The 25,496-nt window shown below is 61.5% G+C and carries 22 protein-coding genes and 1 pseudogene; all 23 read right to left on the bottom strand.

What is annotated here, in order from left to right:
- Positions 1 to 41: 41 nt before the first annotated feature.
- Positions 42 to 1,973 carry a polysaccharide biosynthesis/export family protein gene (locus JFN93_RS00395; RefSeq protein ID WP_236021486.1) on the bottom strand — a complete coding sequence of 644 codons (1,932 nt, stop codon included), beginning with the start codon at positions 1,971 to 1,973 and terminating at the stop codon, positions 42 to 44.
- A 6-nt stretch (positions 1,974 to 1,979) separates the two neighbouring features.
- Positions 1,980 to 2,099 (bottom strand): annotated as a pseudogene (locus JFN93_RS25400) (hypothetical protein); the annotation flags it as partial.
- Positions 2,100 to 2,925: 826 nt separating this feature from the next.
- Positions 2,926 to 3,471, bottom strand: a complete 546-nt coding sequence (rfbC, locus tag JFN93_RS00390) for a dTDP-4-dehydrorhamnose 3,5-epimerase (protein ID WP_199381999.1) — start codon at positions 3,469 to 3,471, stop codon at positions 2,926 to 2,928.
- Positions 3,472 to 4,719: 1,248 nt separating this feature from the next.
- Positions 4,720 to 5,235 (bottom strand): KdsC family phosphatase, encoded by a 516-nt coding sequence (locus JFN93_RS00385; protein WP_199381998.1) that lies wholly within the window; start codon positions 5,233 to 5,235, stop codon positions 4,720 to 4,722.
- 100 nt (positions 5,236 to 5,335) lie between these two features.
- Positions 5,336 to 6,301, bottom strand: a complete 966-nt coding sequence (locus JFN93_RS00380; RefSeq protein ID WP_199381997.1) for a KpsF/GutQ family sugar-phosphate isomerase — start codon at positions 6,299 to 6,301, stop codon at positions 5,336 to 5,338.
- Positions 6,302 to 6,382: 81 nt separating this feature from the next.
- On the bottom strand, positions 6,383 to 7,201 hold the full coding sequence (kdsA, locus tag JFN93_RS00375) for a 3-deoxy-8-phosphooctulonate synthase (protein WP_199381996.1): 819 nt from the start codon (positions 7,199 to 7,201) through the stop codon (positions 6,383 to 6,385).
- An 82-nt stretch (positions 7,202 to 7,283) separates the two neighbouring features.
- Positions 7,284 to 7,649, bottom strand: coding sequence for a four helix bundle protein (locus JFN93_RS00370; RefSeq protein ID WP_199381995.1), 366 nt, complete (start codon positions 7,647 to 7,649; stop codon positions 7,284 to 7,286).
- A 54-nt stretch (positions 7,650 to 7,703) separates the two neighbouring features.
- Entirely contained in the window at positions 7,704 to 9,305 is a 1,602-nt protein-coding gene (locus JFN93_RS00365) for a CTP synthase (RefSeq protein WP_199381994.1), read from the bottom strand.
- A 195-nt stretch (positions 9,306 to 9,500) separates the two neighbouring features.
- Positions 9,501 to 10,256, bottom strand: a complete 756-nt coding sequence (kdsB, locus tag JFN93_RS00360) for a 3-deoxy-manno-octulosonate cytidylyltransferase (RefSeq protein WP_199381993.1) — start codon at positions 10,254 to 10,256, stop codon at positions 9,501 to 9,503.
- A 212-nt stretch (positions 10,257 to 10,468) separates the two neighbouring features.
- Positions 10,469 to 11,701 (bottom strand): EAL and HDOD domain-containing protein, encoded by a 1,233-nt coding sequence (locus JFN93_RS00355; RefSeq protein ID WP_199381992.1) that lies wholly within the window; start codon positions 11,699 to 11,701, stop codon positions 10,469 to 10,471.
- A gap of 177 nt (positions 11,702 to 11,878) precedes the next feature.
- On the bottom strand, positions 11,879 to 12,946 hold the full coding sequence (locus JFN93_RS00350; protein ID WP_199381991.1) for a protein-glutamate methylesterase/protein-glutamine glutaminase: 1,068 nt from the start codon (positions 12,944 to 12,946) through the stop codon (positions 11,879 to 11,881).
- A gap of 9 nt (positions 12,947 to 12,955) precedes the next feature.
- On the bottom strand, positions 12,956 to 13,444 hold the full coding sequence (locus tag JFN93_RS00345; RefSeq protein ID WP_199381990.1) for a chemotaxis protein CheD: 489 nt from the start codon (positions 13,442 to 13,444) through the stop codon (positions 12,956 to 12,958).
- On the bottom strand, positions 13,441 to 14,292 hold the full coding sequence (locus JFN93_RS00340) for a CheR family methyltransferase (RefSeq protein WP_199381989.1): 852 nt from the start codon (positions 14,290 to 14,292) through the stop codon (positions 13,441 to 13,443). The genes JFN93_RS00345 and JFN93_RS00340 overlap by 4 nt, the downstream gene beginning before the upstream one ends.
- Positions 14,293 to 14,402: 110 nt before the next feature.
- On the bottom strand, positions 14,403 to 16,487 hold the full coding sequence (locus tag JFN93_RS00335; protein WP_199381988.1) for a chemotaxis protein CheA: 2,085 nt from the start codon (positions 16,485 to 16,487) through the stop codon (positions 14,403 to 14,405).
- Positions 16,484 to 16,849: a response regulator gene (locus JFN93_RS00330; protein ID WP_199381987.1), complete on the bottom strand. Its 366-nt coding sequence runs from the start codon at positions 16,847 to 16,849 to the stop codon at positions 16,484 to 16,486. The genes JFN93_RS00335 and JFN93_RS00330 overlap by 4 nt, the downstream gene beginning before the upstream one ends.
- A complete protein-coding gene (locus tag JFN93_RS00325) occupies positions 16,849 to 17,208 on the bottom strand; it encodes an STAS domain-containing protein (protein WP_199381986.1) in 360 nt (119 codons plus the stop codon). The genes JFN93_RS00330 and JFN93_RS00325 overlap by 1 nt, the downstream gene beginning before the upstream one ends.
- Before the next feature lie 13 nt (positions 17,209 to 17,221).
- Entirely contained in the window at positions 17,222 to 19,003 is a 1,782-nt protein-coding gene (locus JFN93_RS00320) for a methyl-accepting chemotaxis protein (RefSeq protein ID WP_199381985.1), read from the bottom strand.
- 304 nt (positions 19,004 to 19,307) lie between these two features.
- Positions 19,308 to 19,952 carry a metal-dependent transcriptional regulator gene (locus JFN93_RS00315; RefSeq protein WP_199381984.1) on the bottom strand — a complete coding sequence of 215 codons (645 nt, stop codon included), beginning with the start codon at positions 19,950 to 19,952 and terminating at the stop codon, positions 19,308 to 19,310.
- Between the two features lie 53 nt (positions 19,953 to 20,005).
- Complete coding sequence (locus JFN93_RS00310; RefSeq protein WP_199381983.1) at positions 20,006 to 20,185, bottom strand: hypothetical protein; 180 nt, start codon at positions 20,183 to 20,185, stop codon at positions 20,006 to 20,008.
- A 64-nt stretch (positions 20,186 to 20,249) separates the two neighbouring features.
- Positions 20,250 to 22,244: a ferrous iron transport protein B gene (feoB, locus tag JFN93_RS00305; protein WP_199381982.1), complete on the bottom strand. Its 1,995-nt coding sequence runs from the start codon at positions 22,242 to 22,244 to the stop codon at positions 20,250 to 20,252.
- Between the two features lie 74 nt (positions 22,245 to 22,318).
- Positions 22,319 to 22,750: a Fur family transcriptional regulator gene (locus tag JFN93_RS00300; protein WP_199381981.1), complete on the bottom strand. Its 432-nt coding sequence runs from the start codon at positions 22,748 to 22,750 to the stop codon at positions 22,319 to 22,321.
- A gap of 76 nt (positions 22,751 to 22,826) precedes the next feature.
- Entirely contained in the window at positions 22,827 to 23,549 is a 723-nt protein-coding gene (locus JFN93_RS00295) for a peptidoglycan recognition protein family protein (RefSeq protein WP_199381980.1), read from the bottom strand.
- A gap of 232 nt (positions 23,550 to 23,781) precedes the next feature.
- Positions 23,782 to 25,458 (bottom strand): DUF4382 domain-containing protein, encoded by a 1,677-nt coding sequence (locus JFN93_RS00290; RefSeq protein ID WP_199381979.1) that lies wholly within the window; start codon positions 25,456 to 25,458, stop codon positions 23,782 to 23,784.
- Positions 25,459 to 25,496 lie beyond the last annotated feature (38 nt).

Below are 25,496 nucleotides of genomic sequence, written 5' to 3'. Positions count from 1 at the left end.
AGGGCGATTCCGAAAAAGGAGTCCGGTAGGCATTCCGGAGACTAAAACTTAAGCCCCGCGGCCACTAAAACCCCTGCAGTAACGGCAATATTCCCCAAGACTTGGGCGATATCCTTAATGTCTTTCAACCACGCAGTCTTTTCGTACTGATGCGGGACGATGATGGTGTCCCCGGAGTCGAGCCCCTTGTGCCAGAAGGTGTTGTACCAGAGAAAGCTGCCCGAATTTTTCTGGCTCACTACGGTTCCATCAGCCTTTACCACGTAGATCTCATCGGTGTCGGCATCCTTGGTCGGCCCACCGACCTGTTTCAGGTACCAGTCCAGGTTCTGTCCCTGCTGGGTGACCACGGTGTTTTGGTTGTAGACGTCACCGATGACGTTGACCCCACCAGGGTCGCTGGGAACCGACAACTGATCGCCTCCTTGCAACTCCAGATCATAGATGCTCCCTTTGAGCTCACGTAAGGAAGTGACTTCAATCAGCATCCGTCCCTCGGCCTTTTTGCTCTTCAGCACCTCGACACTGCGCAGGAGCCCTTCCAAAGTGGTCTTGGAGCTGGCGACATCCTCCGGCGATGCGGCGGTCTGCGCCATCTTGGCCTGGAGGTTGGTGATGTCCTGTTCGGCCTTGGCAAGCGCTTCGTCCATCCGCTGTTGTTGCAGTTTACGGGCATTTTCACGGGTGAAACGGGCGGCCTTGACGTAGGCGCGATCAGTGAACCCGCCGGCGCGCTCAATTACAGAACTCAAGCGCTCCCCCTTGTAAATGGGGTAGATTCCGGGAAAGACAAACTCACCGGAGAGGTTTACGTAGCGCTCAGTTGATTCAGCCCAGTTCGGCAGGCGCCGCACGTTGAGCTCATCGAAGGGTTCGAGCTTCAAGTTCCCGTTTCCCCCATTCATTGCGCTCTCAAGGTCTACCTGAATCGGGAAGTAGGTGACGACATCGCCTACTTTCTTGACACGGGAGATCTCGGCATGCTTCAGGTAGGCGGTCATTTTCGGATTTCCGGCCTGGATTAGGACGTCCCGCACGGTCATGTTTTCGAAGTAGCGGATCTGGCCAGGCCTTTGGACCTCGCCGCTGACCTTCACGAACGGAGTTTCCTCCATCTCCTTACGGGCAAAGATGCGTACCCGGTCGAACTCCTTGAGCTCCAGATCGGATGTGGGCTCTCCCTTGAGAGCAGATGCCACATTAAAGAGGACGATCTCCGGATGCAGGTCCGGGGGAAGCAGACGGATGATCTGCCCCGTGCCGCGGTAGTATTCGGGGAGAAGACTGTCCCCACCGAGCAGGGCACTCACTCGCATGCCGGGCTTCAGGGCATAATCTCCGGGCCGGAGTACATGCCCCTCCAGCCGCACGTACCCGTGCAGAACGCTGTCGATCGGGAGCACTTTGACCAGGTCGAGGTCCTGGACCGCGATCCCAGCGGCCACCTCGTCAACCCGCTTGTCGCCATTCAGATCCAGGTTGAAATCGGTGACCATCTTCTTGTCGTGGGCCTGGACACGGTAAACCTGCACCCGTTGCAGATAGCCAGAGGGGTTGATCCCATCGGCAAGGGCTAGGAGGTCTTTAAGGGTGTGCTCTCCCTTGAGCTCGTAAATCCCGGGACGCCGGACGTTCCCCGAAACGCCGGCTACCGGGCCGATAACCGGGACGAGGATGGTGTCGCCCGGCTGCAGCCGGATGTCCTTCCCTTTGTCCCCCTTCAGGAAGAAATCGTAGAGGTCAACGGTTTCGACGACCTTGCCGTTCCGGTTGATCTGGATGTTCCTGAGACTACCGTTTTTGGTCGGGCCACCGGCGGCAGAAAGGGCGTTGATGACGGTGGAGAGGGAATTTACGTTATAGTCGCCCGGCGCAGTCACCTCGCCGACTACATACACCTTGATGAGCCGCAATTTCCCCATGTTGACGTTTAAACTGAAGTTTTTGTAAACCCTCCCGAGGGCAACTTTCAAGAGGGCAGGTACTTGGCTGAACTTTTGATCGGCGACCTTGACGTTCCCAACCTTCGGAAGCACCACTTCACCACTGCGATTGACATCGAGATTAAAAGTGCCATCGATGCTTCCCCATACCGTCATAACAAGCCGGTCCCCTGCGCCAACGACATAGTCGGGACCGACCGGAACGTCCGTCTGGACTCCGAAGCCAACAGCGTCGGGCTTGAAGAAGCTGTAACCGAACTGCCGTAAAGGGGCAACCTTGTAGGGTTGGGATTTGAGGCTCTCCGCCGTTACCGGCCGCTCCCGCAGGGTCCGTTCCAAGGGAGAAAGTTCCCGGTCCCGTTCCTTGCCTGCCTCGCCTTTCCGGCCAGCACTACTTTCTTTTTTGCCGGGGAGGTTCCCATCGACTCCCCTAGCTTCACCTTCCTCCGAGGGAGTTGCCTCTCCATCCTGGATTTGCCGTCTCTTCAGCTCCGACGACGGCTTTCCTGCAGCACCGGGCACGTTCGGCTCCGAGAGGTATTGTCCCGGCGGCTGGTACTGCGTTGCCCCCCCGAACTGGCTGGGTTGGCCGAACTGGCTGGGTTGGCCGAACGATCCTCCCTGGCCAACCTGCCCGGGTTGGCCGGGTTGACCGAATTGCCCCGATTGCATCGGTTGTTCGTTTTGCCCGAATTGGTCCGAGTTGGCAGAAGGCTGAGCAAGCGGATATTGCTGATCGGTTGGATAGTACGTATCGGAGGTAGCGTCAGCACCATTGTCCGGACGACTCCCCGGGAGATAATTACCCCCTGAACCGGTCAAAGAGAAATCAGTGGAAGGGGCAGATGGATCCCTCGTCACCGGCGCTGCGATTGCGGTGGAAAAGGAAAGAAGAACTACTGCCAGCAGAACGATAACTTTAAACTTCATGTTTTAAGGCTTCCCACTTTCCAATAACTATGATGATGGCCCAAAAATCCTATCAGTTGAAGCACTCCGACTGGCTGAATTTCACGCCGTTTGCGTCTTTCACCGCCAGTAAGGGCTCTCCTTGGATCGGCCACAATATACCCAAATCCGGGTCGTTCCAGGCGATGCAGCGTTCGTATTCGGGAGCCCAGTAGTCGGTGGTCTTGTACAGAAATTCAGCCACTTCGGAAATCACGACGAAACCGTGGGCGAATCCCTCGGGGACCCACATCTGCCGCTTGTTCTCCGCCGAAAGGTGCCTGCCGACCCATTTGCCGAAGGTGGGGGAGTTCCGGCGGATGTCGACCGCGACGTCGAAAACCTCACCTAAAACGACGCGGACCAGTTTGCCCTGAGGCTGCCGGATCTGGTAGTGGAGCCCGCGCAAGACATTACGCGCGGAGCGGGAATGGTTATCCTGGACAAACGGACGGGTTACTCCGGTCTTCTCTTCCCACACCTTCTGATTGAAACTCTCAAAGAAAAATCCGCGGGCATCACCGAAGACCTTGGGTTCTATAATGAGAACCTCGGGGATCTCGGTCGGTATCACATTCATTTTAGGCCCTCGCAGTCAGCTCCTATGGCAGTCCGGAACCGCATCCGCGTTAGATGAACAAACGCTTATCACAGAGTCATGTGTTATAGCACGCCGTATACCTAATGTAAATCCGAAAGTGGTTGAGATGAATAAGGAATCTATTAATGTGAATCCTGTGTATTAGCAATATGCCAATCATGTCGATCTGATATGGCATCGCGTAGCGAACAGAACGGTCGTGTCCGGTATCACTAAAGAAAAATAACTCCAGATGGCGTGATGGACGCTGCAAAATCAATTAGAACTCACCATCCCTTCGCCGTATAACTCTGAGGCATGCCCAAGGGTCCAGTTACCCGATACTTGGCAGCAAACCTCTGCCATTGTTCGGCACCAAGCTGATCAGCGCCTTGCTGTAGCGTGGTGAAGCCATTCTCGGGAAGTCATGTTTCGATTCGATAGCGAACCGGTGTCAAGCTCGAAAACTCCTCCACCTTCTCAAAGGCGGCTTTCAGGTCTCGGTCCGCAAACGCCCGATCAGGATTGATTGGAAACCCGTCCCGTACGATGCGAGGAGCCCTTTCGGAGGTCCAACGCCAAGCAGCGCCGCGGGTGGGATTACGTGGAAAAGAGCCAGGATAACTTGGAAAGATGAATTCTTAGTTTCGGCTGATGAATTCTTAGTTTCGGCTGATGATTTCTTAGTTTCGGCTGATCAACTCGGGAATGGAAATGACGTGGAACGGGTGGGGACAGATGAGATTTAGGAATTGAATGAGCTAATTATCGTGACGAGGCTGCTTCTTCGATGACCTGCCCCCCCCACGCAGGTTATGAACGGGATCACACCGATAAGAATTCTTTATATCCCACGATCCGTTTCCTCGTCGCCGCACGGTTGGCGTATTTTCACACCATTTTTTTGGCAATCTCATGAAAGCGACAGCCGACCGGAGCGAGCATTGGCTCCGCCGGCAGTTAAAACTTGCCGTGACCGGTCGGAAATGGACCCGCCGAAACTATCCTCGGTGCAGCCGAAACTATCTTTTTTGAATTCCTAAATATCCGACTGATCTCGACGCTATTCAATCTGCGGCCGAAACTACGGACGGAGATGACGGCGGAAGGGATCCCAGCGCGCAGACACGCCGATGTGGCACCGAAAAGAAACGCCGGCTCCCGGATATTTTCCGGAAGCCGGCGTTTTTTCCGGCAGGCTCCTCTCGGCTCGCCTTCGACGGCTCCGCCCGAGGGGAAGCGGTCCCTTCAGACGTAGTAACGGGAGGTGATGGTCTCCCAGTTGCCCTGGGCCTTGAGGATCAGGTCGCAGACCTCGCGGACCGCCCCCCAGCCGCCGCGCTTGCTGGAGACAAAATGGGCGAAGGGGAGCACCTCGGCGATGGCATCGGCGGGGGCGGCGGCAAAGCCGACCCGCCGCAAAAGGGGGATGTCGATGACATCGTCGCCCATGAAGGCGACCTGTTCGTCCAGAAGGCCGGTGGTCTCCAGCATCTGCCGGTACGGGACCAGCTTGTCGAGCGATTTCTGGTAGACCAGGTTGATCCCGAGCTCCACGGCACGGTTTTCCACCACGCGGGACTGCCGCCCGGAGATGATCCCAACCTCGATGCCAGAGCGCTGCAGCATCTTGATCCCGTGGCCGTCCTTCACGTTGAAGAACTTGCTCTCCACCCCGTTGGAGTCAAAGATGATGCGGCCGTCAGTCATGACGCCGTCAACGTCGAGGATCAGCAGCTTGATTTTGGTGAGTCGGTCTTCCACGGCCCCTCCGGTGAGGTTCTGAGTTCTGAGTTCTGAGTTCTTAGTTCGCAGGTTTTGGTTTTCAACTTTGAACTCTGAACTTGGAACTCTGAACTGTCTTTTACGCGATGCCGGCCTTGAGAAGGTCGTGCAGATGGACGATGCCGACCGGACGGCTGGCGTCGTCATCGTCAAAGACGAAAAGCGAGGTGATGGAGTACTGCTCCATCTGCTGCAGGGCACGGGCGGCGAGTTCGCTGCGTTTGATCCGTTTGGGGTTGCCCTTCATCAGCGCCGATGCAGGGAGGTTGATGATGTCGAGTCCCTTTTCCAGGGCCCGGCGCAGGTCGCCGTCGGTGATCACACCGACCAGCGCACCGGCGGCATCGGTGACCCCGGTAATCCCGAGCTTCTTCGAGGTGATGGTGAAAAGCGCCTCGCGCATCAGGGTGTCCTGGGCAACCAGCGGCATCTCCGCACCGCCATGCATCATGTCTTCGACTTTGAGCAAAAGCTTTCTGCCCAGTGCGCCACCGGGGTGGAACAGGGCGAAGTCCTCCGCCTTGAAGCCGCGCTGGACCAAAAGGGCCACGGCAAGAGCGTCCCCCATGGCGAGGGTGACGGTGGTCGACGCGGTGGGGGCAAGGCCCAAGGGGCAGGCCTCTTCCTTGACTGAAATATCGAGGAAGATGTCGCCGCTTTTCGCCAACGAGGAGTTGGGGTTTCCGGCGAGGGCAATGAGCGAGGCACCGAGCCTTTTGACGATCGGGAGAATCCGGACCACCTCGTCGGTCTCGCCGGAGTTGGAGATGGCAATCACGACGTCGCCGCGGGTGATCATCCCAAGATCGCCGTGGATCCCTTCCGCCGGGTGGAGAAAGAACGCCGGGGTCCCGGTAGAGGCCATGGTCGAGGCGATTTTCTGCCCGATCAGCCCGGATTTGCCCATCCCGGTCACGATGACCCGCCCCTTGGCCTCAAGGATCATCTGCACGGCCTTTTCAAAGGCACCATCGATCGATTCGGCGAGCGAGGCCAACGCCTCCGCCTCGACGCGGATCACCCGCTTTGCTTCAGCAACTATCACAAAAACTCCTAAAGTCCGTTCGACGTTCGGCGTGCGACGTGCAGTTACTGCCAACGTCGAACGTCGAACGCAGAACGTGTTTCATTTCACGATGGCGTCAATCGCCTTGAGTTTCTTCAGCAATTCCGGAAGGTCGTTGAGTTTCACGGAATTCGGCCCGTCGCAGAGGGCCTGCTCCGGATCTTCGTGGACCTCAAGGAAGACGCCGTCGACGCCGGCGGCAACCGCCGCACGGGAGAGGTACTCGACGTACTCGCGCTGGCCGCCGGAGGAGGTCCCGGCCCCGCCGGGAAGCTGGACCGAATGGGTGGCGTCGAAGACCACCGGGAATCCCATCGCCCGCATTACCGGAAAGCTCCGCATGTCGACCACGAGGTTGTTGTAGCCGAAGCTCGCCCCGCGCTCGGTGAGGATGATGTTCTCGTTCTCGCAGGCGCGGATCTTGCCGACCACGTTCTTCATGTCCCAGGGGGCCAGGAACTGCCCCTTCTTGACGTTGATCACCCTGCCGGTCTTTGCCGCGGCGACCAGAAGATCGGTCTGGCGGCAGAGAAAGGCCGGGATCTGCAGGACGTCGAGGACGTCCGCCGCCGGGGCCACCTGCTCGATGGAGTGGATGTCGGAGAGGACCGGCACCCCGAGCGCCTCCTTCACCTTGGCCAGGATCCGGAGCCCCTCCGTCATCCCCGGGCCGCGGAAGGCGGTGACCGAGGTACGGTTGGCCTTGTCGTAGGATGCCTTGAAGACCAGCGACATGCCGACCCCGTTGCAGATGGTCATCAGCCGCTCGGCGCAGCGCAGCGTGGCCGCCTCGTTCTCGATGACGCACGGCCCGGCGATAAGCCCCAAGGGTCTTCCCCCACCGATCTTTACTTCTCCAATGGCGATTTCACGAACCATAAACACCTCGAAAGACCGTTCAACGTTCAACGTTCAAGGTTCAACGTTAAAAGCCAAAGGGTATTGAAAGACTACTTAACTGTTACCGTTTCCGATCTGCGCCGTTCAAGTATCTGATGAAGCCGTTGATCGTGTTGCTTATCTTCGTGCATTTCGTCTTTATGGACTCGAAGGAGTCCGCCGAGAGATGACCGACATCCATTCCAGCATACGCCAGACTCTTTACCTCGGATACCGAGCCTCTCGCTATTACCAGAAACTGAACGAATTCCTTGTTGGATCCACGGTCGAATCCTTCAGCGATGTTGGACATGACCGAAATGGCAGCACGCTGGATCTGGTCCTTGTACCCCCAGTCCCTGCAATCATGCAGGGCGGCATAGATTGCTTGCACCAGGAGCCGGGCTTCCTTCCAACTGTCAATCTGTTCGAAGTGTTCAATCTTCATCGCCACCTCTATGGTGTTAACGTTGAACCTTGAACCTTGAACGTTGAACCGGTGTTACTTCCTCGCCGTCTTCGCGGCGCCGATGAACGCCTTGAACAGCGGGTGCGGATTGAGCGGCTTGGACTTGAACTCGGGATGGAACTGGCACCCCAGAAACCACGGGTGGTCCGGGATCTCGATGATCTCCACCAGGTCGCCCTGGCGGTAGATGCCGGAGATCACCATCCCCTTCTCGACGATGGCATCGCGGAAGCGGTTGTTGAATTCGTACCGGTGCCGATGCCGCTCGGAGATCTCGGTGGCGCCGTAGGCCTTCTGGGCGAAGGTCCCCTTGACGAGCGAGCAGGGATAGGCGCCCAGCCGCATGGTCCCCCCCTTGCGCTCGACCCCTTTCTGCTCTTCCATCAGGTGGATGACCGGGTTCGCACACTCGGGTTTGAACTCGCTGGAGAAGGCCTCGTCGAAGTTGCAGACGTTGCGGGCGAATTCGACCGCCGCCATCTGCATCCCGAGGCAGATCCCGAAGAAGGGAACCTTGTTCTCCCGGGCGTACTGGATCGCCTGGATCTTCCCTTCGGTGCCGCGCTCCCCGAAGCCGCCGGGGACCAGGATGCCGTCCATCCCGGCCAGGGCCTGGGCGGTCCCCTCCTCTTCGAGCTTCTCGGAATCGAGATAGAAGAGGCTGACCTTGCAGTCGTTGGCGATCCCGCCGTGGGTGAGCGCCTCGGAAAGGGACTTGTAGGACTCCTTCAGGTCGACGTACTTGCCGACCACCGCGATCTTCACCTCCCCCTCCTCGGGGTGGGTGAGCTTCGCCACCACCTGCTGCCAGTGGGTGAGGTCCGGGGCCTTGGTCCAGATGTTGAGCTTTTCGACCACCTGCTCGTCGAGCCCTTCGAGGTTCAGCGCCATGGGGACCGCGTAGATGTGCTCGGCATCGCGGGAGGTGATGACCGCCTTCTCCTCGACGTTGCAGAAAAGGGCGATCTTCGCCTTCATCTCCTGGGGGAGTTCCTGCTCGCAGCGGCAGAGGAGGATGTCCGGCTGGATACCGATTTCGCGCAGCTCCTTGACCGAGTGCTGGGTCGGCTTGGTCTTCAGCTCGCCGGCGGTCTTGATGTAGGGGACCAGGGTGACGTGGAGGTACAGGACGTTCCCCGCCCCGCGGTCGCTCTTCATCTGGCGGATCGCCTCCAGAAACGGCAGCGACTCGATGTCGCCGACCGTCCCGCCGATCTCGACGATGGCGATGTCGGAGCCCTTGGCGTTCTCCAGCATGTTCGCCTTGATCTGGTCGGTGATGTGCGGGATGACCTGGACGGTCCCCCCCAGGTAGTCGCCGCGCCGTTCCTTCTCGATGACCGAGAAATAGACCTGGCCGGTGGTGAAGTTGCTCTTTTTGGAGAGCTTGGCGCTGGTGTAGCGCTCGTAGTGCCCGAGGTCGAGGTCGGTTTCGGCGCCGTCGTCGGTGACGAAGACCTCACCGTGCTGGAACGGCGACATGGTGCCCGGGTCGACGTTGATGTACGGATCGAGCTTCTGGATGGTAACCCGAAGGCCCCTCGCCTCGAGGAGAGCCCCCAAAGAAGCGGCGGCGAGTCCCTTGCCAATCGAGGAGACTACGCCGCCGGTCACAAAGATGAATTTTGTCTTCACGTAAAAAAACCTCCGAACAAAACGAAGTTCAACGTTCAAGGTTCAAGGTTCAACGTTTTCAGCGGAGCGAACAACGTCTAACCTCGAGCGTCGAGTGTTGAACTTGTGTCTGAAAGGCCGGAACCGGCCGTTAACTAATCCCTTCAATCCGTTCGGTTCAACGTTGAACCTCGAACGTTGAACCTTGAACGGCTTTTACCCTTTCAGCTTGGCCAGCACCTTCTCCAGGTCGGCCGGGGTGTCCACCCCGATCGAGTCGAACTCGGTCTCGACCACGCGGATCCGGTAACCGTTCTCCAAAACGCGCAGCTGCTCCAGCTTCTCGGCCATCTCCAGGTAGGTCGGCTTCAACCCTGCGTACACCGGGAGGAACTCGCGCCGGTAGACGTAGAGGCCGACGTGCTTGTAACAGAGGAGCTTCCCGGAGACGAACGCCTCGTCTTTGAGGTCGTTCCACTTGTCCCGGAAGTTCGGGAGCGGCGACCGCGAGAAGTAGAGGACGTCCCCCTTGAGATCCGCCACCACCTTGACGACGTTCGGGGAGAGAAAATCGTGCAGGGTCTTGATCCGGCTCTTGAGCGTCCCCATCGGGAGGGTGCTGTCCTCCAGAAGCGGCGCGATCGCCTGGTCGATCATGGCGGGGTCGATCAGCGGTTCGTCCCCCTGGACGTTCACCACGAGATCCGCATCGAGACGCTGCGCCACCTCGGCGAGACGGTCGGTCCCGGTCTCGTGGGCGACAGAGGTCATTTCCACCCGCCCGCCGAAACCGCGCACGGCAGCCGCGATACGCTCGTCGTCGGTGGCGACGATCACCTCGGAGACCAGACCGGCGCGCGACGCGCGCTCATAGACATGCTGCACCATAGGTTTCCCCATGATGTCGGCCAGCGCCTTCCCCTCGAAACGGGTGGAGGCATAGCGGGCCGGAATCACTGCCGTAATTTTCATAAAAAAGTCTCGATGAAAAGACGGCGCGGAGCGCGGCGCCTTCACTGTGAAACGTCCGTCTAACTGTCTGCAGGAGTGTGTTTTTTGGCTGGATTTAAGCCGGTTGAAGCAGGGGGCAGAGCCCACGCTCGTCCCTGTCTGGCGGGACGTAACAAGTTACATCGAAAGAATCCTTGCTGTCAAGGAAGGAATCAGAGTCAGGCGGGAATGAATCAGAGGGGGATGGAGAGCCGGTTAGTCCAGTTAATGGTTTCCAACTGTGCGCTCAGCAGCTGCTCCGAAGAGAGCGTTTGCAGTTCCAGGTGCCGTTGTACCTCCTCGAAATCGGCGTTTTCCAGCCGCTCGGCCAAAGAGAGCAGGCTCCCCAGGCTCCCGGAACGATACAAAAGCGCGGCCCGCACATCGTCCACCAGGTTGAGCTTTTGCACCAGCTCCTCCATGGAAACCTCGAACAGGACGTCGATCAGGGAAAGGACCCCCGCCATGAAGGCGCGGTCGGCATATTCGCGCTCCTGCCTCGGGGCCTGCTGCTTGACCAGAAGCTCCATCAGCTTGCCCCGGGAGGCCGCCATCTCCAAAAGCGGCGTATTGACCCCGCCCCCCTTGCTTGCGTAGAGCGCCAGGGTGATCCACCGTTTCAACTGCTCCAGCCCAAGGACGGTGAGCGCGTGGCGCAGGGTCTTGATACGGACCCGGAGCCCGATGGCGACCGAATTGACCAGGCGGAGCAGGTTATAGGTGAGCCCCGGGTTCTTCTTGAAGGTCTCCTCGATCTCGGTGATCTCCGGCTCCGCCATCACCTGCTCCATGAGCTGCATCATGGTGAGCTTTCCCACGTCCACCCGGTTTTGCTCCAGGATCACCGGGCGGGCGAAATAGTAGCCCTGGAAGAGGTCGAACCCGAGCTGGGAGCAAAGCTCGTACTGCTCGGCGCTCTCCACCTTTTCGGCCAGCAGGGTGACCGGCCAGCGGCGCAGGGTCTGGACCACCTGAGGCAGAGCTTCGGAGGGGGTTTCCAGGACGTCGACCTTGATGATGTGCACGAGGTCGTAGACGGAGTGGAATTCGGGGGAATAGACGTGATCGTCCAGGGCGATGGTGAAGCCTAACTTCTTGAGCTTGCGGCAGCGCTCCACGACCTCCTCGTCGGCCATGATGCTTTCCAGAAGCTCCAGGACCACCTGGCTTTTAGGGAGCAGTTCCACGGCGTCGCTCAAAAGCATGTCGCGGTTCAAGTTGAAAAAGCCGCGGTGACGCCCGAGCACGTCCTCCAGACCGAAGTCGGCGAGGACGTTCACCATGACGCTCGCGCTCGCCTGCTGCACCGAGTCGAAGGAGGCGCGGTCGAGGCTCTGCGCGGACCGGAAGAGCAGCTCGAACCCGACGATCTGCTGCGCCCGGTTCAGTATCGGCTGCCGCCCGAGAAAGAACTTTTCCTCAACCATGGGGACCCCAATTGACAATGGATGATTGACAATTGACAACGAAAAGGCGAAATGACGACAGTGTGGAGTTAAGGAGCCAGCCCAATCTCTCGGGATACCACAGGGAGGGGATCGGGCAGCGCTGATCCAGTCACGTCGAGGACCATTGTCAATTGTCCCTGGTAAATTGTCAATTGCCTAATCGCACAGCCGGATCACCTCGCGGGAGATAGCGTCCAGCGGACGGACGTAGTCGACCCCCCCCAGCTTGATCGCCTCGTTGGGCATGCCGAAAACGATGCAGCTCGCCTCGTCCTGGGCGATGGTGATCGCGCCGGCCTCCTTCATCTCCAGCATGCCGCGCGCCCCGTCGTCCCCCATCCCGGTCATGATCACGCCGACCACGTTTTTCCCGGCATAGCGGGCCGCGGACCGGAACAGGACGTCCACCGACGGACGGTGGCGCGACACCAGCGGCCCGTCCTTGATCTCGACGTAGTAGCGGGCCCCGCTGCGCTTCAAGAGCGTGTGGTGGTTCCCCGGGGCGATCAGCGCCCGGCCGCGCACCACGGTGTCGTTGTTGGCCGCCTCCTTCACCGAGATCTTGCACAGCCCGTCCAGCCGCTGCGAGAAGGCCCGGGTGAACCCCTCCGGCATGTGCTGCACGATCACGATCCCGGGGGAGTCGGCGGGAAGCGCCTGCAAAAAGACCCGCAGCGCCTCGGTCCCCCCGGTGGAGGCCCCGACCACCACCACCTTTTCGGTGGTCTGGATCATGGCGTGGCTTTTGGGCTTTTCCATGATGACGTCGGCGGTCAGCTTGGGGGCGACGGTCCGGCTGAAATTGCTGATCTTGTGCACCCGGGCGTGGCTGGCCGCCTTCACTGCGTCGCAGATCCGCACCCGGGACTCTTCCAAAAACTCCTTGGTCCCCATCCGCGGCTTCTGGATGATCTCCACCGCCCCGTACTCCAGGGCCCTCAGGCAGGTCTCCGACCCCTGCTCGGTCAGGCTCGAACACATCACGACCGGAATCGGGTGCTGGCTCATGATCTTCTGGAGAAAGGTGAGCCCGTCCATCCGGGGCATCTCCACGTCCAGGGTGATCACGTCGGGGACCTCGTGCCGGATCCTCTCGGCGGCGATGAAAGGGTCGCCCGCGGTCGCCATGACTTCGATATGAGGGTCCGAGGCGAGGATGTCGGACATGGTCTGCCGGACCACCGCCGAATCGTCCACGATGAGCACGCGTATCTTCTTGGGCATTGCCTACCTCTACGTCTTGGACAGGGTCTTCAGGAAGACCTCGCCGGTGTGGGTGTGAAAAAAGAGTTTCCTGCCGCTGGTCCCCCCCAGGTCCTGGCTCACCACCCGGATCCCGGCCTCCTGCAGAAGCTTGAGCGCGATGTCGGCGTTCTGGGTTCCCACCCCGGCGCGCCCCCCCACCGAAACGCTGAACATGTCCGCGCCGCCGAACACCTTCGCCTCGATCTCGCGGCGCGTCACCCCCCGCGTCTCCAACTCCTGGAGCATCATCGGGACACAGCACTCCACGTACTTTCCGCCGAGCTCGTCGCGCTCCCCGCAGCGCTCCTCGCCGCGGCAGGAGGGGAGCAGCGCATGGCAGATGGCGCCGATGCGCTTTCTCCGGCTAAACATGGTGACCGCGACGCAGGAGCCGAGCAGGGTGGAAACCACCGCCGGCTGCGCGGAAAAGTACAGCTCACCGGGCTTTAAAAAGACCGTGAGCGGGGGACGACTCATTTCATTTTCCGGTACACGGTCGGGTAGACACTGGTAAGCGCCACGTCGAGGCCGCTCAGGGTTTCGGAGTGCCCCATGAAGATGAAGCCTCCCGGCTTGAGCTGCCGGTGGAACCGCTGCAACAGCCCCTCCTGGGTGGGGCGGTCGAAGTAGATGATCACGTTTCTGCAGAAGATGACGTCGAGCTGGTCGCGCATGCCGAAGTCGTCATCCATGAAGTTGAGGCGCCGGAAGCGGATCTTCTCGCGCAGCTCGGGGACGATGCGTACCAGGCCGGAGGAGCGGTCCTTGCTCCGCAGCAGGTACTTCTTCTTCAAATGCTGCGGGACCGGATCGACCAGCGATTCCGAGTAGATGCCGTTTTTCGCCTTGTCCAGGACCCGGGTCGAGATGTCGGTGGCGAGGATCTGGAAGTCGAAGCCGGGATTGGCATCGGCGAACTCGGACAGCACCATCGCCATGGTGTACGGCTCCTCGCCGGTGGAGCATCCCGCGCTCCAGATGTTGAAGCGCATCGACCCGTGGCGCCTGACCCAGTCGGGGAGGACCCGCTGGGTCAGGTAATCGAAGTGGTCCGGCTCCCGGAAAAAGTCGGTCTTGTTGGTGGTGACCATGTCGATCATCGGGACCATCTCGTTGGCGAGCCCGTCCGGGGAGAAGAGGTACTCGACGTACTCCGAGAAATGGTGGATCCCGAGGCTGCGCAGCCGCTTTTGCAGCCTCGCCTCCAGCATGGTCTTTTTCACCTCGGGCATCTTGATGCCGCACTGCTCGTAGATGAAGCGGCTCAGCCGGTTGAAGTCCTTGGCGGAGAGGGTGGCATGGTCCAGGTGTACCGATTCTTCCATAGCAAACTCCCTGATGGGGTAGGGTAATCAAAAAAAAGACCTGCAACGCCGGGGTTAGCCGAAGTCGCAGGTCCTTTTCCGCTTGCGACCATAAGCGGCGCGGCAGCGGGTCAGAGCGCCTCGCTCTCCACCGACTGCACCAGTTGCGGGATGTCGAGGATGAGCGCGACGTTGCCATCGCCGAGGATGGTCGCGCCGGAGATCCCCTCGATGTTCTTGTAGGCGCGCCCCAGCGACTTGATCACCGTCTGGTGCTCGCCGATCACGTGGTCGACCACGAAGCCGACCCGCATCCCGTCCACCTCGGTGATCACGATCTGCTCGATCTCCGGGGGCTCGCCGGTGATCTGGAAGCGCTGCCGCAGTGGTATGTAGGGGACCAGGTGTTCCCGCACGTTGGCCAGGTTCCTGCCGTGGGAGCGGGAAACATCGTCCCGGGTGAGCTCCACGCACTCGTCCACCAGGGAGAGGGGCAGCATGAAATAGTCGGTCCCGATCTTCACCAAAAGGCTCTCGATGATCGCCAGGGTGAGCGGGATGCGGACCGTGATCTTGGCCCCCTTCCCCTTCACGCTGGTGATGTCGATGGCGCCGCGCAGAGCCTCGATCGCCTTTTTGACCACGTCCATCCCGACCCCGCGCCCGGAGACGCTGGAGAGCTTCTTGGCGGTGGAGAAGCCGGGGGCGAAGATGAGGTTGAAGAGCTCCTTCTCGGAAAGCTCGGCGGTGGGGGAGATGATCCCCTTCTCGATCGCCTTGGCCCGGATCGCCTCGGCGTCCAGACCGGCGCCGTCGTCGTTGATGGTGAGGAGCACCGAGTCCCCGGAGTGGACCGCGGAAAGATGCACGGTGCCGTGGCGCGGCTTGCCGGCCGCCACGCGCACCTCGGGAAGCTCGATGCCGTGGTCCAGCGAGTTCCGGATCAGGTGCACCAACGGATCGTTGAGCTTCTCGATGACCGTCTTGTCCAGCTCGGTGTCGGCGCCGTCGGTGGTCATCTCGATCTCCTTGCCGAGCTCGGCGGAGAGGTCGCGGACCAGGCGCTTGAACTTGCTGAAGGTGCTCCCGATGGGGAGCATCCGGATGTTGAGGGCGGAGTCGCGCAGCTCGGAAGTGAGCCGTTCCACCTCCTCGGCGATGGCGGAAAGCTCGGCGTCGCTTCGCTCGGCGGCGGTCGAGGAAAGCCGCGCCTGCACCGTCACCAGCTCCCCGACCAGGTTCACCAGAAGGTCGAGCCGGTCCGCCGGAACGCGGATGCTGGTCGCAGCCTCCTGGGTCTGTTTCTCCTGGCGCACCTCTTTTACGTGCTGCTGCTCGACGAGGGCCGAGGCCACCTTGGTGGGGGGAACGATGCCGCTCTCCACGGCGAGTTCGCCGAAGCGCTTTTGCTTGGAGAGGAGCCCGTTCATCTCGTCCATGGTGATGTCGCCGCGCTCGATGAGGATCTCGCCGACCTTCTTGTGGTGCTCCTCGTGGTCCAGGTCGTCGTGCACCGCGATTTCGTCGATGGTAAGGGTACAGTCGTCCTCGACGAAGATGAAGACGTCCTTGATCGCGTTGATCCCCTGGTCGGTGGTGAGGATCACGTCCCAGTAGACGTAGCACTGTTCCGGGTCCATCTCCTCCAGGGTGGGGAACCCGGTGGTGTGGGCGATGACGTTGCAGGGGCCGAGCTCGCGGAGCTCACCCAGGAGGTTCAAGGGGTTCACCCCGAAGCCGAAGATTTCCCGCACCGGCGTGAACCGGATGCGGTAGGTGACCGTCTCGGAGGCCTCGACCGGCGCGGACGCTTCGGCGACCGGGGCCGGAGCCGCCGCATCATCGTGCGGGGCCAGCTCGCGCAGTCCGGCGATGATCTGCGAGCTCTGCCCGGCGTCGAAGTCGCCGCCGTCGGCGTCGAGCATGGCCTTGATCTGGTCGCGGGCCGCCAGGGTCAGGTTCACCAGGGTCTTGGTGACGGCGAGCTTGCCGTTTCGGACCATGTCGAACACCGTCTCCACCTCGTGGGTGAAGCGCGCGATCTCGTCGAAGCCGAACATGGAGCCCGACCCCTTGATGGTGTGCATGGCCCGGAAGACGCGGCTGATGAGGTCCAGGTCGTCAGGCCGCTCCTCGAGTTCCAGCAGCGAGTTTTCCAGCTCGGCCAGGAGCTCGTATGCCTCTTCTCTGAATGCCTGTCGATGGACGTCTGTCATCCCAGCACCTTTTTGACGACTGCCATGAGTTGTTCCGGCTTGAAAGGTTTCACGATCCAGCCGGTGGCCCCTGCCGCTTTGCCTTCCGCCTTCTTGGAATCCTGGGATTCGGTGGTGAGCATGATGATCGGGATGAACTTGCAGGCCGGCAGCGCCCGGGCCCCCTTGATCAGCCCGATCCCGTCCAGGTTGGGCATGTTGAGGTCGGTGATCAGCATGTCCACCTTGCACTGGGAGAGCTTCTGCAGGGCATCCTTGCCGTCGACGGCCTCAACCACGTCGTAGCCACCCTGTTTGAGCGTGAAGGTGACCATCTGCCTCACGCTCGCCGAATCGTCCGCCGTCATAATCGTTTTTGCCATCAGTTGTCTCCTCCGACCCAAATGCAGCTGCTCGAATTGTCCCGGGCACATCCGACATGCCGCTCGAAGCCGGCATTGGCGACGACGTCCCGATAGTTTTTGTTGCCCTGGTCCACGACCCGGAACACCTTGTCGCGGTTGCGCGCGCTCTGGTGCGCGGCGCAGAGGAGCTGGAGGCCGGTCAGGTCCACCTCGTCCACGGCGCTTAAGTCGACCACCACCTCGTTGGCGGTCTCCAGGGCCTCCAGGAGTTCCTTTTTCAAAAGATCGGCGTGGGCGATGGTGAGACTTCCGGAAAGCTTCACCTGCTCCTGCCCGCCAGCCGCGGCCGGCTCACGCCGGATGTCGATATCAGCCATAGGATCTACCCCCTCAGAATAACTCGATGTTGTCGTCGAATTCGCCGCCGCCGGAGGCCGGTCCGGCCTCGGCCGGCATCCCCCCGCCCAAGACCGAGCTGTGGATGGAGCGCTCGCTGTGCATGGTGTAACGGGAGGCCAGTTCGTCCAGGTTCACCCCCTGCCCCGCACCCGGCTGGATGCGCTGCGCGTCGGCGACGATCTCCTCCAGGCGCCGGATCGCCTCGCCGAGGACCCGGGTCGTGGTCTCGTGCACCGTGATCCCGGCGGTGACCTGTTCGATCTCCTCGGAGAGGTCCTGGACCTCGGTATCCATCCGGGAAAGGGAGTCGCGCAGGGTCTCGTTCACCTGGCGCAGGGTACCCAAAAGCGCGAGGAGGGTGTCGACCATCCGCTGCACTTCCTCGTCCAGGGCCGAGGTCTCCTCGGTCATGCCGTGGTTCAGCCGCTCGGTCACGGTCCGGATTCCGCCCAGGGCGTTGGAGACCGCGCCGGTATGGTCGATGGCGTCCACGGAGAGGCGCTGGATCGCCTCGGCGAGGACCCCCAGGGCCGCGCCTTCGTCACCGGTGTAGGCGCTCTTGATCTGTGCGTTCAGGGCGATGAGCTTGATTTCCTCACCGAGCGTCTCGATGTCGGCGACCAGGGTGCCGATCTCCCGGACCGTCTCGGCGACGCTCCCCATCGCCTCGCAGAGCCGTCGGTTGGCCTGGGAGCTTTCGGTGAGCGCGGAGGTGACGATGGAGAGGTCCTTCTGCATTGCGGAGAAAAAGCCGCTTCCCGCCTCGTCGGCGATCCCGGCCATGCAGCCGGTCTCCCGGGTCAGCCCCGACTCCTTGCGGGCGATCTCGTGCAGGCTGCCGACGATGGTGCTTACCGCGGCACCGAACTCGGAGGAGGCGTGCTTGAGCTGGGCGATCTGCAGCCGGCAGACGCTCGCGATCTCGTCCAGGTCGGGGGCGCCGCCGTTCAAGCCGGACTGCAGCCCGCGCAGCGCCTCCTCGACGTGCTCCACCTGCTGCCGGACGATGTCGTGCGCCTGCATCGACATGACCACCTCGCCGATGTTGCGGGAGACCTCGTCGGAAGAGGAGGAGATCCCGGTCGCGGCGGTGCCGCAGCGGGAGTTGACTTCGGTGAGGGCAGCGAGGCTGGTGCGGGTCCGGTCCAGGATCCCGAGCACCAGGTCGTGCTGCTGGGCCCCGGCGGTGAGGACGCCGGAGAGGGTCTGCCGGATCGCCCCCTCGAGGTCCAGCTTGCGCGCGAGGACGATGGCCGCCTTCTCGTGCACCTGGATGGAGAGCTGGCCGACGTCGCTGGCCAGGGTGTCGAACCCGGCCGCGCTCTGTCCAAGGCGGGCGCTCTCGATCTTGGTGGAGATCCCGAGCATCCGCAGCACCTTGTTGATCTTCTTGAAACCCGCCAGCGGCGCGGATACCTGCTCCAGCAGGGCGATCACCTCGTTCAAGGTCTCGGCGGAAAGGTCGGTCTCCTTCTGGGCGTGGTTTACGTACTGGGCCATCTCGTCCAGGATGTTCTGCAGCTCGTTCATGGCGGTACCGACCTGAGGGCCGGCCACCTCCCCCACCAGCTCGGTGGCGACCGATGAGATGCCGCCGGCCCGCTGGTAGAACTCCTGCAGTCTGCCGCCAATGGAGAGGAACTCGTTCTCGGTGGTACCGGAGACGACCTTAAGTTCCGCCGCGACGCTGCCGAGGCTCGCCGCCCACGCGGCGGTCGCCCGTTTCACTTCGGCCTCGGAAGCAAGGATTCCGTCTTTGTTGTCAGATAGCATCGAACCCTCTCAGTTGGTTTTCCGTCCCGTCCCCGCCCGCGTGGCGCCGCGGGGCGCTTCGGAGCGGGATGAAGTATCTATCGACAGGGTCGCCGATATCTTGAAGGTTTTTTTTCGCTGTTTCAGCGTTTTTTGAACTATCACGGCATCTTGCCGGCTGCGGCCAAAAGAAAAAGGCGCCTCGGCAAGATGCCGGGCGCCTTTCAAGTAAAACAGGAGACCAATTAATTAGTAATTTCAAACACAGCTCAAAGGAAGCTGAGTCAGTCAGCAGCCGCGCCAGCCGGCGGCTATGACAGAAATGCTACCTCCGGACGAAGATCTCGCGCGCCATGGCACTGTCGATGGCGAACTCGGAGAAGCCGACGCGGAAGATGTAGGAGGGAAACGCCTGCAGCAGGGTGATCCGGTTCCCCGGGAGCACCCCCATCGCCATCAGCTTCTGCATCTTCTTGCCGTCCTCGGTCAGGATGTAGGCGATGTCACCCTCGTCTCCGCTTTTCAGCTCGGTCAAAGGGACCACGCCGAGATCGCCGATCCGCCGGGCCTCTTCGCAGCACTCCCCGGCGGGGATCGGTTTGCCGTGGGGGCAGGTGGCGGGATGGTTCAGCATGGTGCAGACCTTGACGTCGACCCCCTCGTTGAGCAGGTGCTCGAACTGGCAGGCCTTCATGTCGCCGTTTTCGCCCCGGATGTTGAGGACGTCCATCATGAGCCGCTCGGCCAGACGGTGGCGCCGGATCGTCTTGCGCCCTTCCTCCTTCCCCTCGGGACGGAAGTAGATGCGCCCCCCCTTGATCTCCACCAGCGCCTGCGACGCGAGTTCCTGGTAGGCGGCGTCGGAGGGGTGGATTTCCATCCGGTCCAGCTCCGCGTACCCCTTCCCGTTTTCCTCGGACTCAATCCAGAGTGCTTCCAGGATCTCTTCCGCTTTATCCGTCAGTTTCATAAACTACTCCTTCTTCAGTCCGAAAAAATAATTAGAAGTCTAACCACGCTTTCTTATTTTTGGGGGCGTCCGAAAAGTTTTTTCAACCCCTTGATCACCGCCGGCTCCGGAGGGTTCTCGTAGTTGCAACGAGGGCATTTGACCATCTTGCACCCGCCGGACATCGGGCAGTTCTTGCAGCCGGTGTGCCCCTGTTCCTCGGGGAACTCAAGTCCGCAGAATCCGCAGCGCATCTTCTTTACTCCTTGGGGATCTGCTCGGACCGATCCGGCTGATCCGACCGATCGCCCCCCCCTGCTACAGGATGCCGGTAGCCAAGAGGAACTTGTTCAGCACCCAGCCGCTGCCGAAGGCGAAGCTGGAGACGAAGAGCCCGATCCCCAGGGCCACCTTCATCCCCCGCTCCTTCTTCATGATCAGAAACTGGGCCACGCAGGGGATGAACAGGGTCAGGGTCACCGCCGCCACGGTGAGCTGCCGGGGGTTCATCAGCCCCTTGGTCTGCAGGTCGTACAGACCGGCGGCGCCGTAATCGCGCCGGAAAAAGCCGAAGATGAACGCGACCGCCGTCTCCCGGGGAAGCCCCAGGGCCCCCATCACCGGGGTCATGGCATCGACCATCTTCTCGAAGAAGTGGGTGATCTTGCCCAGCCACAAAAGCACCGAGGCCACCACGAAGAGCGGGAGGATCTCCATGAAGTACCACTGCATCCGGGTGTAGGTCTTGGTGAGGACGTTGGACCACTGGGGAAGCCGCATCGGCGGGATCTCCATGTAGAACATCGGGGTCTCGCCGGGCACCACCTTGGCGGCGATCAGCCCGACCAGCAGGAAGATCCCGAGCAGGCAGAGCGACCAGACCAAAAGCGCCCCGGGGGACTTGGACAAAAGCGAGAGGATCACGCCGAGCTGCGCCGAGCAGGGAATGGCCAGGGCGAGAAGGAGCGTCGCCAGGACCCGCTCCCGCACCGTCTCCAGGGTCCGGGTCACCATGGTCGCCATGGTGTCGCAGCCAAAGCCCAAGACCATCGGGATGACCGCCCGGCCGGTGAGCCCGATGCTCTTGAAGATCCGGTCCACCAGGAAGGCCAGGCGCGGGAAGTAGCCGCTGTCCTCCAGCATGGAGAAGAAAAGGAAGAAGGTGGCCACGATCGGGAGGATGATCCCGACCGCGTAGCGGATCCCCAGGGTGATGATGCCGTACTCGCCGACGAAGAGATCGCGGACCGGCCCCCAGGGAATGATGCCGTTCACGACCCCGGTGATCCAGGGGTTGAACCACTTCTCGAAGACGGTCCCTTCCAGGACGTCGACGAGCGTTCCGGCACCGAAATCACCGACGAACTTGTACAGGCCGAAGTAAAGAACGATCAACAAGAGCGGCACCCCGGTCGCCGGGCGCACCGTCAGCCGGGAGATCCGCTCGGCCAGGGTGACCACCCGTTTGGAGGGGGCGCTGAAGGTGCCGTCGAGCACCTTTTTCACGATGGTTTTTCTTTCCATGGAGAGATCGAGGTGCAGGGACTCGCGCCGCTCGAAGCGCTTCTCCCGGACGCCGGGCTCGACCACGCCCCAGTTTTCCCCCTCCACGTCGCGCACCAGCGCCGCCACCTCCTCGTCGCCTTGCAAAAGGAGCAGTGCGACCGCCTTGCGGGAGAGGATGTACTCGCCGCGCAAGAGGTCGGCCACCTCGGCGATGTCGGACTCCATAAGACGTGAGTACCGGAAGGAAGCGCTGTCCTGCCCCGGATGCCCCTTGGCGATGGCGGCGCGGATCTCGGGGAGCCCCACCTTCTTCGCGGTCGCCGCACCGATGACCGGAATCCCCAGGCGCCGGGAGAGCTCGGCGATGTCGATCTCCAGCCCCATCCGGGCCGCCTCGTCCATGATGTTCACCACCAGGACCACCGGGAGTTCCGCCTCGATCAGCTGCAGGGTCATCGGGAGCATCCGCTCCAGGTTGCGGGCATCCAGGACGTGCAGCACCAGGTAGGGGCGCTCGTTCAAAAGGATCTCCCGCGCCACCCGCTCCTCCTCGGTGATCGGGAGAATCGAGTACATCCCCGGGGTGTCGACGATCTCGAAGGTCTCCCCGTCGATGACGGCGTTGCCGCGGGAAACCTCCACCGAGGTACCCGGATAGTTGGAAACGGTGACGTACGCGCCGGTCAGCGCGTTGAAAAGAACGCTCTTGCCCACGTTGGGATTTCCGACCAGAGCGACCTTGCGGGCGCCGGCACTTTCCACCGTCGGAACCTCGTGACAAGACCCCTTCTTTTTCCAAAATGCCATGATGCGACTACCCCTTTACCTTATGTAATGCCAATGAATATCACTTTCAGGTCTGCGGCATAAAAAATGCCGGGTCAGCTCCGGCATTTGCCGCAAACCCCGTAGAGTTCCAGGCGATGGCGCTCGATGAGGAAGCCGCGATCGGCGGCGACTTGGGTCTGCAGATCCTCGATGGTCTGGTTTTCGAACTCCTCGATGCTGCCGCAGCGGGTGCAGACGAGGTGGTCGTGGTGCTCCCCCTCGACCACGTGCTCGTAGCGGGTCTGACCGTCGCCGAACTCCATCTCCCGGGCGATGCCGGCCTCGGCGAAGAGCTTCAGGGTCCGGTAGACCGTGGCATAGCCGATGTTCGAGTGCTTGGCGCGCAGCTTCAGGTAGAGTTCCTCGATGCTCAGGTGGCGGTCCGAGGAGAGGAAGCTATCCAAAATGATGTCCCGCTGCTTGGTGGACTTCAGGCCGCGCTGGGCAATGAAATCGGCGAAGATTTTCTTCTTTGCACGTTTCATGAGAGGCTCCAATTGAAAGTGGAATTCACTTTAACGGCTCGGAGGCCGCGATGTCAACCCTTTTTCGCCTTGAGGATCAGTTTTTCAGCACGATCCCGTAGGACTCTCGAAGCAGCTTGCGGACCCGTTTCAGGAAGATGAATCCCGGGTCCTGCTTCGGGGTGAACTGGTAGGAGCGGTCCTTTTCCAGGTAGAGCTTGAAGTGGGGGAGGTTGGAGTTCTGGTACTGCTGGTGTCCGATCAGGTATTCGATGGAGGGGTGACGCTTGACGATCCGGTTGACCAGCGCGGCGTTGGCGCGCGCCTGGGCCGGGGTGAGGTCGTCGGCCCCGTCCCCCACATTTTCGATCCCGATGGCGGTGTAGTTGAAACCGATCACGTGGCGGCAGATGACGTCTTCCGAGGCGAGCTGATAGATGGTGCCGTCCCGGTCCACGAGGTAATGGGCCGAGACGTTTACCAGCCCGCCGGAGCTGATGTCGGCCCGCTCCTCGGTGTCGAGATAGGGAGGGAGAAAGAACTTGTAGGAGTCGTCGAAGGTATGAAACGCCGTGTAATGGAGCACGATCATCTTCGGCTGTTTGAGGTCGGCGGTATAGGTGCCGTAGTGCTCCTGGCTGTACTCCGCCGTCAGCTTCAGGCGCAGCGGGGTGAAGATGTTCAGGACCTTCGCCTCCGGGTCGAACCCCGGCGGCGCGGCGAGGGCGGCGGTGGCGGCGCAGCAGACAACCAGCAACGCAACGGCGGCAAACAGCGCTAGAACCGGGCGGTCCAGGCATGACCTCCGCTCTTTTCTCATCGAAAACTCCTGATCCGGCAGGGGAATTGGCAGACATGCCAATGTAGACCCGTGCCACAGCTGCTGTCAACCCGGCAGCGAGCTAGGTTCACCACTTTAGTGGCAAGCCCCCCTTGCGGGAGGGGAGACCGCAGCAGGGTAAAAAAATGGCCCCCCGACCTTGCGGTCGGGGGGCCTATCCCAGGGAGGAAGCATGCTCTGTTGCTGCTTCGGGCTTGTTGGTGCGCGCTTGTTACTTCATCTTGATGGTGGCTCGCGCGTTGCCGCCGCCCACGTTGACGCTGCCGGCGTTCCCGGCTTCGACCACTCCGTTGCCCCAGCCGATCGCGTACATGCTGTACATGCCGGAGGGGAGATTTCCTACCGATACCGACCCGTTGGTCGCGTTCATCGCGGTCGCCACGGAGCTGTCGCCGGTCAAGGTCCCGGTGCTGTCGACGATCATGCCGTCCTGTACCACGAACAGTTGCCCCGAGCTCGCCTGCGCCTTGCGGCCGCCCATCATGCCGCCCATGCCGTGCCCCATACCGGTTCCCAGGAGCGCGTCGTCGAAGACGCCGGTGATCGAGGAGCTCCCGCTGCCGTCCTTGCTGTGCGGCGCGTTGCCGGTAACGCTGACACTCATCCGGCCCCGGCCGTTCAGCATGGTGGGGGAGCCGCTCGTGTAATTGCCGAAGGCGTTGGCGACCATGGAGTACTGGCCGCGCGTGGAGCTGTAGGTGGTGAAGGTGAGCGAACTACCCGGGACGTAGGTGGCAACCTCGACGTAACCGGAAGAGAGGTCGACGCCGCTATGGAACTTGCCGGTATAGGGGTCGAGGTGCTGGTTGCGGATCTCGTACAGGTCCCCCCCCACGTTCTGGTAGAAGTTCATCCAGGAACCGGTGGGATGCAAGCTGCCGCTCAGCTGGGTGGTGAAATCGGTCCCGGCCTGCAGGGCGATGGTGCCGAGATCGATGCCGGTGGCCGGAGTGGTCCCCTTGTGGACCGTGATCCCCTTGACGATGGCGGTCTCCACCTGCCTGCCGCGGATGACCACGTCGTACACCGCGGTGGTCGCGTTGCCGAAGATCGGGAGCGGGTACAGAGTGAACGCGCCGGTGGTGCGATCCACCGCCGCCGTCCGGCGCACCATCCGCCTGGCGCCGGTTCTCACCTGTTCCGCCTTGACCTCGATCCGGGAGGTGGAGAGGTTGGAGAAGCTGACCGCACCCTTGATGGCGCCGACGCTCCCCATGTCGAAGTACCCCAGCCGCGGCTTGAGCATGAACTCCACCGTCCCGTTCGGCGAAACCTCCACGACGTCGTCGCTTAAGTTGAAGTCCAGAGCGAGGCTCACCGTGCTCCCCTCGGTAACGACCACCGGAGACTCCGGAATCACCTTGATGCCGCTGGTGTTGGCGGACGGCACCCGCAGCGGGTAGTGCGCCGTGTCGCCGTTGAGCTGCACCTCGTTGTTGTAGGTGAGGCCGAGCGCACTGGCCGAATCGGTGAGGGTGTCCTCGGTCGAGGCGAGGAAGATGCGCAGCTGCTGGTAACGCCCGACGGGGAGCGTGATGCCGTCGAAGAGGGAGCTCCCGGTCAGATCGGCGTACATGGTTCCGTTGGCCAGTTGCGCGAGGTCGATGGTCTTGGGCGCCGGCAGGGTGACCGTCTGCCATCCGGCGCGCCGGCCGCTGCTGTAGTCCGAGAAGCCGGTGGTCGAGCTGGTGTGGAACCCGATCCCCGTGACGGTGATGTAGACGTGCGCGTAGTCCAGAGACGGCGCGTCGGTGACGTCGAGTTTGACGACCCCTTTGGCCGCGGTTGAGGTGGAGGCTGACGTCCCCGACGAGCCGCAGGCCGCGAGGAGGGTGGCCATGGCAAGCATGGCCAGGCCGACGATGATCGATTTGCCGATTCTGTTCATATCCGGCTCCTTGGAAAGGAAATGGCCGCGGCGGGATT

Source organism: Geomesophilobacter sediminis (assembly GCF_016458275.1).
Lineage (GTDB): Bacteria > Desulfobacterota > Desulfuromonadia > Geobacterales > Geobacteraceae > Geomesophilobacter > Geomesophilobacter sediminis.
This window is presented reverse-complemented; position numbering and strand designations above follow the sequence as displayed.